The organism is Brevundimonas sp., from assembly GCF_024711105.1.
GTDB lineage: Bacteria > Pseudomonadota > Alphaproteobacteria > Caulobacterales > Caulobacteraceae > Brevundimonas.
Map to the genome: position 1 here is coordinate 1 of NZ_JANJTL010000128.1, position 9,031 is coordinate 9,031.

At 70.5% G+C, this 9,031-nt stretch carries 10 protein-coding genes; 7 read left to right on the forward strand and 3 right to left on the reverse strand.

The genetic code is table 11. The features are described from left to right. From Q0M60_RS09550 to Q0M60_RS09580, 7 genes are all read left to right on the forward strand, one after another. A partial coding sequence (locus Q0M60_RS09550; protein ID WP_296818647.1) for a S1 RNA-binding domain-containing protein occupies positions 1 to 794 on the forward strand: 794 nt, incomplete at its 5' end. Between the two features lie 87 nt (positions 795 to 881). Continuing rightward, positions 882 to 1,130 carry a DUF6489 family protein gene (locus tag Q0M60_RS09555; RefSeq protein WP_296818649.1) on the forward strand — a complete coding sequence of 83 codons (249 nt, stop codon included), beginning with the start codon at positions 882 to 884 and terminating at the stop codon, positions 1,128 to 1,130. Positions 1,131 to 1,133: 3 nt separating this feature from the next. After that, positions 1,134 to 2,417, forward strand: a complete 1,284-nt coding sequence (mnmE, locus tag Q0M60_RS09560) for a tRNA uridine-5-carboxymethylaminomethyl(34) synthesis GTPase MnmE (RefSeq protein WP_296818652.1) — start codon at positions 1,134 to 1,136, stop codon at positions 2,415 to 2,417. 85 nt (positions 2,418 to 2,502) lie between these two features. Next, on the forward strand, positions 2,503 to 4,380 hold the full coding sequence (mnmG, locus tag Q0M60_RS09565; RefSeq protein ID WP_296818655.1) for a tRNA uridine-5-carboxymethylaminomethyl(34) synthesis enzyme MnmG: 1,878 nt from the start codon (positions 2,503 to 2,505) through the stop codon (positions 4,378 to 4,380). Positions 4,381 to 4,431: 51 nt separating this feature from the next. Continuing rightward, complete coding sequence (gene rsmG / locus Q0M60_RS09570) at positions 4,432 to 4,989, forward strand: 16S rRNA (guanine(527)-N(7))-methyltransferase RsmG (protein ID WP_296818673.1); 558 nt, start codon at positions 4,432 to 4,434, stop codon at positions 4,987 to 4,989. Between the two features lies 1 nt (position 4,990). Further along, the gene (locus Q0M60_RS09575) at positions 4,991 to 5,836 is read left to right on the forward strand and encodes a ParA family protein (RefSeq protein WP_296818659.1); all 846 of its coding nucleotides are present in this window, start codon (positions 4,991 to 4,993) and stop codon (positions 5,834 to 5,836) included. Beyond that, on the forward strand, positions 5,829 to 6,701 hold the full coding sequence (locus tag Q0M60_RS09580; RefSeq protein WP_296818662.1) for a ParB/RepB/Spo0J family partition protein: 873 nt from the start codon (positions 5,829 to 5,831) through the stop codon (positions 6,699 to 6,701). The genes Q0M60_RS09575 and Q0M60_RS09580 overlap by 8 nt, the downstream gene beginning before the upstream one ends. Before the next feature lie 195 nt (positions 6,702 to 6,896). On the opposite strand, the gene holA is transcribed toward Q0M60_RS09580, so the two are convergent. The 3 genes from holA to Q0M60_RS09595 form a co-directional block, all read right to left on the reverse strand. Continuing rightward, positions 6,897 to 7,949, reverse strand: coding sequence for a DNA polymerase III subunit delta (gene holA / locus Q0M60_RS09585; protein WP_296818665.1), 1,053 nt, complete (start codon positions 7,947 to 7,949; stop codon positions 6,897 to 6,899). Continuing rightward, positions 7,946 to 8,446, reverse strand: a complete 501-nt coding sequence (gene lptE / locus Q0M60_RS09590; protein ID WP_296818668.1) for an LPS assembly lipoprotein LptE — start codon at positions 8,444 to 8,446, stop codon at positions 7,946 to 7,948. The genes holA and lptE overlap by 4 nt, the downstream gene beginning before the upstream one ends. A gap of 4 nt (positions 8,447 to 8,450) precedes the next feature. Further along, positions 8,451 to 9,031: class I tRNA ligase family protein (locus tag Q0M60_RS09595; protein WP_296818671.1), on the reverse strand; the 581-nt coding region annotated here is incomplete at its 5' end.

A 9,031-nucleotide genomic window follows, 5' to 3' on the forward strand; every position in this document is an offset into this window, starting at 1 on the left:
GCGTGCCGCTGGCCCGTCCGGTTTCGGGCATCGCCATGGGCCTGATCCTCGAGCCGTCGGGTGAGTTCGCCATCCTGTCGGACATCCTGGGCGACGAGGATCACCTCGGCGACATGGACTTCAAGGTCGCCGGCACCCGCGAAGGCATCACCTCGCTGCAGATGGACATCAAGGTCCCGGGCATCACCGAAGAGATCATGCGCAAGGCGATCGCCCAAGCTTCGGCCGGCCGCCTGCACATCCTCGACGAGATGGACAAGGCCATGGAGGCTCCGCGTCAGGAGCTGGGCGAGTACGCCCCCAAGATCGAGACCATCCAGATCGCCACCGACAAGATCCGCGAAGTGATCGGTTCGGGCGGCAAGGTGATCCGCGAGATCGTCGAAAAGACCGGCGCCAAGATCGACATCGGGGACACCGGCCTGATCAAGATCGCGGCCTCCGAGCAGTCCAAGATCGACGCGGCCCGCGACTGGATCAAGTCGATCGCCTCGGAGCCGGAAGTCGGCGCCATCTACACGGGCAAGGTCGTGAAGGTCGTCGACTTCGGCGCCTTCGTGAACTTCTTCGGCGCCAAGGACGGCCTGGTTCACATCAGCCAGCTGGCTCCGCGCAAGGTCGCCAAGACGACCGACGTCGTGAACGAGGGCGACACCGTCAAGGTGAAGTTCATGGGCTTCGACGACCGCGGCAAGACCAAGCTGTCGATGAAGGTCGTCGACCAGGAGACCGGCGAGGACCTGACTGAAAAGCAGGCCGCCGAACGTGAGGCCGCCAAGGCCGACGCCGAGTAATCGGCCCAGCCGCTTTGGCCGGAGAAGGGGTCCCTCGCGGACCCCTTTTTCGTGCCCTATGTTTCACGTGAAACACCGGAGACCGCGATGAAGATGAACATCGAGATCGACTGCACGCCGCAGGAGGCCCGGGCCTTCCTCGGTCTGCCCGACGTCGCGCCGCTGAATGAACACCTCGTGGCCGAGATGCAGAAGCGGAGGGACGAAAACATCGCCCGCATGCAGCCCGAGGAGCTGATGCGTTCCTGGGCCTCGTTCGGGATGCAGGCGACCCAGCAGTTCCGCGACCTGATGACCATGGCCGCGACCTCGGCGACCCCGCCCCGCTCGGAATAGCCGTTGCGCCGCGACACGATCTTCGCCCTGGCGACCCCGCCCGGCCGCGGGGCCGTGGCGGTCGTGCGTCTTTCCGGCCCGGAGTCTGGTCCGGCCCTGGCGCGCCTCGCCGGCTCCGTGCCCGAACGTCGCCGAGCGGCCCTGCGCACCCTGCGGGATGGCGGCGGTGTCGTGCTCGATCAGGCCCTGGTTTTGTGGTTCGTCTCGCCGGCCAGCTTCACGGGCGAAGACAGCGCCGAGCTCCACCTGCACGGCGGGCCCGCAGTCGTCTCGGCCGTCAGCGCGGCGCTGATCGCTCTGGGCCTCCGTCCCGCCGAACCTGGCGAGTTCACCCGCCGCGCCTTTGAGAACGGCAAGCTGGATCTCACCCAGGCCGAGGCCGTCGCCGATCTGATCGACGCCGAGACCCAGGCCCAGCACGCCCAGGCCCTGGACCAGCTCGGCGGCGCCCTCGCCCGACGCTACGAGGCCTGGCGCGCCCATCTGCTCGGGGCGCTGGCCGTTCTCGAAGCGGCCATCGACTTTCCCGACGAGGAGATTCCGGAGGGCGTGGCGGACCGCGCCCGCGAGCCCGGCGCCACCCAGATCGCCGAACTGGACGCCGCCCTGGCCGACGCCGCGCGCGGCGAGCGGGTCCGCGAAGGTTTCCGCATCGCCCTGACTGGACCACCCAATGCGGGGAAGTCCACCCTGTTCAACGCCCTGGTGGGTCGCGACGCCGCCATCGTGACTCCCATCGCCGGCACCACCCGCGACGTGATCGAGGCCCAGCTGACCCTGGGCGGCTACCGCGTCCTGCTGGCCGACACCGCGGGGCTGCGCGACACCGATGACCCGGTCGAGCGTGAGGGCGTGGCCCGCGCCCGCGCCTGGGCCGAAGCCGCCGATCTCCGGCTCGAGCTGGACCCCGCAGGCTCAGCGGAGGACGCCGCCGACCCGAGGACCTGGCGCATCGTGACGATGGCCGACCGCCTGGCCTCGCCGCCTTCCAACGCTGTCAGCGCCGTGACCGGAACTGGCATGGCGGACCTGCGTGCGCGGCTGACCGCCGCGGTCGTTGCAGCCTCCACCGGTTCCGACTTCCCTGCAGTGACCCGCGAGCGCCACCGCCGGCGGCTGGAAGAGGCTCTCGATCATCTGCGCCGCGCGCAGTCTGCGCTAGTCGATCCCGAACTGGCGGCGGAAGACGTGCGTCTCGCCGTTCGCGCCCTGGAGGCGGTGGTCGGCCGCGTCGGGTCGGAGGACGTGCTCGACCTCGTCTTCTCCAGCTTTTGTATCGGAAAATGATCGGCTGTTTCACGTGAAACAGTCGGTCGCGGTTCAAACCCGACTGGCTTTCTGGTAGGACGCGCCTCCCTCCCTGGAGACGACCTTGGCCCAACATTGGGATGTCATTGTGATCGGCGGCGGCCATGCCGGCTGCGAGGCCGCGCACGCCGCTTGGCGCGTCGGCGCGCGCGTGCTGCTGCTCACCCACAAGGTCGAGACCATCGGTGAAATGTCCTGCAACCCGGCCATCGGCGGCCTGGGCAAGGGGCATCTGGTGCGCGAGATCGACGCCTTGGACGGCCTGATGGGGCGGATCGCCGACCAGGCCGCCATCCAGTATCGCCTTCTGAACCGCTCCAAGGGCCCTGCCGTGCGCGGCCCGCGCTCCCAGATCGACCGTGGACGGTACCGCTCGGCCATACAGGCCGAACTCGCGCGCGCCGAGGGCCTGGCCATCGAGGCCGCCGCCGTCGAGGATCTGCTGGTCGAGGACGGCCGCGTGGTCGGCGTCGCCGACGACCGCGGCCGCAGCTGGCGGGCCGGCCGGGTCGTGCTCACGACCGGCACCTTCCTGAAGGGCGTCATCCATCTCGGCGAGAAGCGCATTCCGGCCGGACGCGTCGGCGACCAGCCGGCCATAGGCCTGTCGGACCGCCTCTATGGCCTAGGCGTCCGCATGGGCCGCCTCAAGACCGGCACGCCCGCCCGTCTGGACGCCCCCACCATCGCCTGGGACCGGCTGGAAATGCAGGCGGCGGACGCCGAGCCCAGCCGCTTCTCCTTCCTGCCCGGCGGCGAGGTCCTGCCCCAGATCCATTGCGGCGTGACCCGCACGACCGAGGAAACCCACCGGATCATTTCGGAAAACCTCGGTGAATCCGCCGTCTACGGCGGCCGACTGTCCGGGCGCGGGCCGCGCTACTGCCCCTCCATCGAGGACAAGGTGGTCCGCTTCGCCGACAAGGCCAGCCACCAGGTCTTTCTGGAGCCGGAGGGTCTGCCCGGCGGGCCGGACGGCGACACTGTCTATCCGAACGGCGTCTCGACCTCGGTGTCGGAGGCGACCCAGCTCGCCTTCCTGCGCACGATGCCGGGCCTCGAACGCGTCGAGGTGCGCCGGTATGGCTACGCCATCGAGTATGACTACGTCGATCCGAGCGAGCTGCATCCGACGCTCGAGCTGAAGGCCCTGCCGGGCCTCTACCTCGCCGGCCAGATCAACGGCACGACCGGCTACGAGGAGGCCGGCGCGCAAGGCCTCATGGCCGGGCTGAACGCCGCGCGCGCCGCCGGCGGCTCGGACGAAATCGTGCTCGGGCGCGACCAGGCCTATATCGGTGTGCTCATCGACGACCTGGTGACGCGCGGTGTGACCGAGCCCTACCGCATGTTCACCAGCCGGGCCGAGTTCCGCCTGACGCTGCGCGCCGACAACGCCGATCAACGGTTGACGGGCCTCGGAATCAACATTGGCCTCGTCGGCTCAAATCGCACGCAAGCCTTTGCGCAGAAATCTGAAATCCTCGCCGAGGCGCGCGCCCGCATGACCGGCACGGCGCTCACGCCCAACGAGGCCAATGCGCTGGGCCTGAGCATCAACGCCGACGGCCAGCGCCGCACCCTGAGCCAGCTCCTGTCATACCCGGGCGCCTCGCTCGACCTCTTCGCGCCGCGCTGGCCGGAGATCGCCGCCTGGCCCGCGGAGATCCGCGAGCAGGTCGAGATCGACGCCGCCTACGCCGGCTATCTCGATCGCCAGGCGGCCGACGCCGAGGCGCTGCGCCGCGAGGAAAGCCTGGTCTTGCCCGCCGGCATCGACTTCTCCGCCATCGGCGGCCTGTCCAACGAGGTCCGCGAGAAGCTGCAGGCAGTCCAGCCCCGCACGCTGGGCCAGGCCTCGCGCATCGAGGGCGTCACGCCCGGCGCCCTGACCGCGCTTCTGGCCCACGTCCGGCGCGCCCGCGCCGAAGAGGCGGCCTGAGCCTTGGACGCACAGCAATTCCAGGCCGCCACGGGTGCCTCCGACGCCACGATGGCCGACCTCGAGCGCTATCGGCTCATGCTCGAGGAGGGCAATGCGGTGATGAACCTCGTGGGGCCTGCTACCCTGCCGGATTTCTGGTCCCGCCACGCGCTCGACAGCGCCCAGCTGCGCGACCACGCGCCCGACGCCCGCACCTGGGCGGATCTGGGCGCCGGCGCGGGTCTGCCCGGGGTGGTCCTGGCCATCCTGCTGAAGGGCGTCGAGGGCGCCCGGGTCTGGCTCATCGACAGCCAGACCAAGCGCTGCCGCTTCCTGCAGCCGGTCGTGGACGCCCTCGCGTTGCCCGCCGAGGTCATCGACGCCCGCGCCGAGACGCTGAAGCTCAAGGCCGACGTCGTCACCGCCCGCGCCTGCGCCCCGATGGACCGTCTGCTCGACTTCGCGGACCCTTACCTGAAGCGCGGCGCGCTTGGCCTCTTCCTCAAGGGTGAGCAGGCCGAAACCGAGCTGGCCGAGGCGCGCCGTCGCCGCCCTCGCCTCGACGCCGATCTCCTGCCCTCCGTCAGCGACCCCCGCGGCCGCATCGTTCGTATCCGGAGCCTCTGATTTGCCTCGTGAAGCGCCTCCGCCCCGCGTGCTCGCCGTCGCCAACCAGAAGGGCGGCGTCGGCAAGACGACCACGGCCATTAACCTCGGGACGGCCCTGGCCGCCGTTGGCGAGCGCGTGCTGCTCATCGACATGGATCCCCAGGGCAACGCCTCCACCGGCCTGGGCGTGCCGCGCGAGCAGCGGCGGGTGACCATCTACGACGCCATGGTCGACGGTCGGCCCCTGCATGAGGCGGCGGTCGCCACCGCCGTGCCCGGCCTGTGGATCGTTCCGTCCGACCCGGACCTGTCGGGCATCGAGATCGAGCTGTCCCATGCCGACCGCCGGTCCTACCGGCTGCGCGACGGGATCGAAAAACTGAAGCAGCTCAAGGCGGCGATCAGCCCGACCTATGTGTTGATCGACTGTCCGCCCTCGCTCAACCTGTTGACGGTCAACGCCATGAGCGCCGCCGACGCCGTGCTGGTGCCGCTGCAGTGCGAGTTCTTCGCCCTGGAGGGCCTGACCCAGCTGATGCGGACCGTCGAGCTGGTCCGCTCCAGCCTCAATCCGCGCCTGGAGATCCAGGGCATCGTGCTCACCATGTACGATCGCAGGAACGCCCTGTCTGGCCAGGTCGAGGCCGACGTGCGCGGCCACTTCGGCGACCGGGTCTATGAGACGGTCATACCGCGCAACGTGCGGGTCTCCGAGGCGCCGTCCTTCGGCAAGCCGGCCCTGATCTACGATCTAAAATGCGCCGGCAGCCAGGCCTACCTGCGTCTCGCCCGCGAACTGGTGCGCCGCGAGAAGAAGCGCCGACGCGAACAGCAAGTCCTTGAAAAGGCGAAACAAGATGTCTGACCGTCACAGAGGCCTGGGACGCGGCCTGTCGGCCCTGCTCGGCGAGGCCGCGGAGAGCCAGCCGGACGCCGCCCCGCCCTCGGCGCCCAGCGACACGCCGATCGAGCTGATCCGCCGCAACCCGGACCAGCCCCGCCGCGCCTTCTCGGAGGCCGAGCTTGAGGCCCTGACCGCCTCGATCCGAGAGAAGGGCGTGCTCCAGCCGATCCTCATCCGCCCCCTGCCGGGCGGCGAGGAGGCCTATCAGATCGTCGCCGGCGAAAGGCGCTGGCGCGCCGCCCAGCGCGCCGGCCTGACCCATATCCCGGCGGTGATCCGCGAACTCGACGACCGCCAGGTGCTCGAGATCGCCATCATCGAGAACGTCCAGCGCGCCGACCTCAACCCAATCGAAGAGGCGCAGGGCTATCGCGCCCTGATCGACCGCTTCGGCCGCACACAGGAGGCGCTCGGCGAGATCGTCGGCAAGAGCCGCAGCCACGTGGCCAACACCTTGCGCCTGCTGGCCCTGCCCGAGGACCTGCGCGAACACGTCGCCGCCGGGCGCATGTCGGCGGGCCACGCGCGCGTCCTGCTGACCGCCGAGGATCCCTACGGCCTGGCCGACAAGATCATCGCCGACGGCCTCAGCGTCCGTCAGGCCGAGGACATGGCCCGCAAGGCGCCCGAAAAGACCGGCCGCGCCGCCGCGCCACGCGCGCCGACCGACCGCAGCGCTGACATCGTCGCCCTGGAGCGCGACCTCTCCGACAGCCTGGGCCTGAAGGTCGAGCTGGCCGACAAGGGCGGCAAGGGCGCCCTGACCCTGCGCTACGGCTCGCTGGAGCAGCTCGACGAGCTTTTCCGCCGCCTGATGCGGCCCTGACACTCATCCTCTCCCGCGAAGCGGGAGAGGAGGGCCCCCGCCACGCTGAGCGGAACGCGAAGCGATTGGGCGGGAGGTGAGGGGGACTCCACCGGCTTAAGCCAGAGCCCTCGTCTCCCGCGCAGACCTTCGGCTTCGCCTCCGGTGCGCGGGGCCCTCCTCCCCTGACGGGGCGAAGGCATTCTCGCAGGCCGCCTACAGCCCCAGCCGCCGCGCCCGCGCGGCGACCGAGAGCAGCGCCCGTTCCGCGATCAGGGCGTCGGGCGAACCGGCGCGCTTGCAGGTGCGGTCGGCCTCCAGCAGGTCGGACTGGACCACGTCGAGCTCTGACAGGCTCCAGGCCCGGGCCTGGCGCAGGAACTCGCGCTCCTGTTTCCAGAAGACGCCAGCGGACTTGGCCGCCTCCTTCAGGTCGGCGCCGCTCTTGGCCAGGGTGATGACCCGCCGGAGCTTACCGAGATGCTGGCTGGCGGCGCGCACGGCTGCAGGACCTGTCTCTCCTTCGGCGAAGGCCCGCACCAGTCCGGCCCGCGCAGGGCCGGCGCGCGCTCCGAACGCGTCGTTGGCCGCCTCGAACAGGGAGGCGTCAGGCTCCACGCCCAGGAAATCCTCGAGTTCGGCCGGCCCCAAGGTCGCGCCCGAGCCCGGCCCGATATAGAGCGCCAGCCGCTCGATCTCCTGGCGCGCCACGCCCCGCTCCTTGGGCAGGCGGGCGACGAAGATCTCCAGCGCCTCGCTCGTCAGCCCGACGTTGTCGGCCCTCAGCGCCTCGCGCGCCATCCGGGCCACGTCGCCTGCCTCGTCCTCGTAGCAGGGGATGATCCGCGCCTCGCCAGCCTTCTCGGCGACCTTGCGGAGCGCCGACTCGCGGCCCAGCGCCCCGGCCTCGACCAGGTAGAAGGCGTCCGGGTTCAGCCGCCCCTCGCAGTGCGCGGTCAGGGCCTCGGCGGCGGCCCGGTCGGGTCCGGCCTTCTCGCTGTGCAGCCGCAGACGCACCAGGCGGCGCCCGCCCATCATGGACAGGGCCGCCAGTTCGCCCTCCAGCTTGGCGGGATCGGCCTCGATGTCGCCGTCCGTCAGCAGGGCCACCCCGAAGGGGTCATCCAGGTCAGGGACGATCTTGCGCGCCAGCTGCTCGGCGCGCTCTCGCACCACGCCCCGGTCGCGGCCGTAGATGACGCAGGCCCGGACGCCGGCGTCGGGCTGTTTCAGGAAGCGGTCGATGTCCGGCCGCTTCGACAGGATCATCCGCCGGCGTTCCTCTCGGCGAAGAACCGGGCCAGTCGGGCGCGGATCAGGTCCGCGGCCTGGGCAGCGGCGCGCTCCTCGCCGTCCTGCTGGGCCACCACCCCCGCATAGGGCTGCACCGACGAGGCGTAGGTCGTGGTGACGCTGAGCGTATCGGTCAAAAGGCGGCCCCCGCGCGCGTCGAACAGGTCATAGGCGACCGTGAGCGTCAGTTCGTATCGGGTGGCGGTGTCGTCGGCGCGCGAGCCCAGGGGGTTGCGCCTCTCCCGCACACGCGCGGTCAACCTGTAAGCCGGGGTCTCGCCGAGGTCGCGGCCGAACGAGTCCTCCAGCTGCTCCCGCAGCAGATATCCCGTCCGAGTATCCGGCGCCTGGACCGAAATGCCGGCGAGCGCGTCCACCACGCCCGGCTCGGCGTAGAGCGGCGTGAACCCGCAGGCCGACAGGCCGAGCGCTGCCGCCACCGCCAGGGCAATTCTCGCAGGCGCTCGCGTCATGGCTTTATCCCAGCACGATGTTGACGATACGGTCCGGCACCACGATCAGCTTCTTCACCGGCCGCCCCTCCAGTTTCGCCTGAACCTCGGCGTCCGCAAGGGCGATCTTTTCGACCTCGGCCGGCGGCGTGCCGCGCGGGACGCGGATTTCGCAGCGGCGCTTGCCGTTCATCTGCACCGGAAGGACGACCTCGTCGTCCTCGGCCAGGGCCGGATCGAACACCGGCCAGGGCGCATTCACCGCCATGCCGTCCTCGCCCAGCCGCTCCCAGCATTCCTCGGCCAGGTGCGGGACGAAGGGCTGGACCAGCAGGGTCAGGGCCTTCAGCCCCTCGCGCTTGGCGGCCAGGAGGGCCGGAGAGGCGCCTTCGGCCCGCGCCGCGCGCAGGGTGTTCAGGAATTCGTACAGCCGGGCGATGGCGGCGTTGAAGTGGAAGCCCTCCACGCCCTCGCTGACCGCCTTGATGGCCTTGTGCGTGGCCTTCCTCAGCGCCAGCGCATCGGCGTCGTCGCCCGAGGGCTCGCCGGAGACGCCGGGGAAGCCGTCGACCTCGGCCCAGACGCGCTGGACGAAGCGGCTCGCGC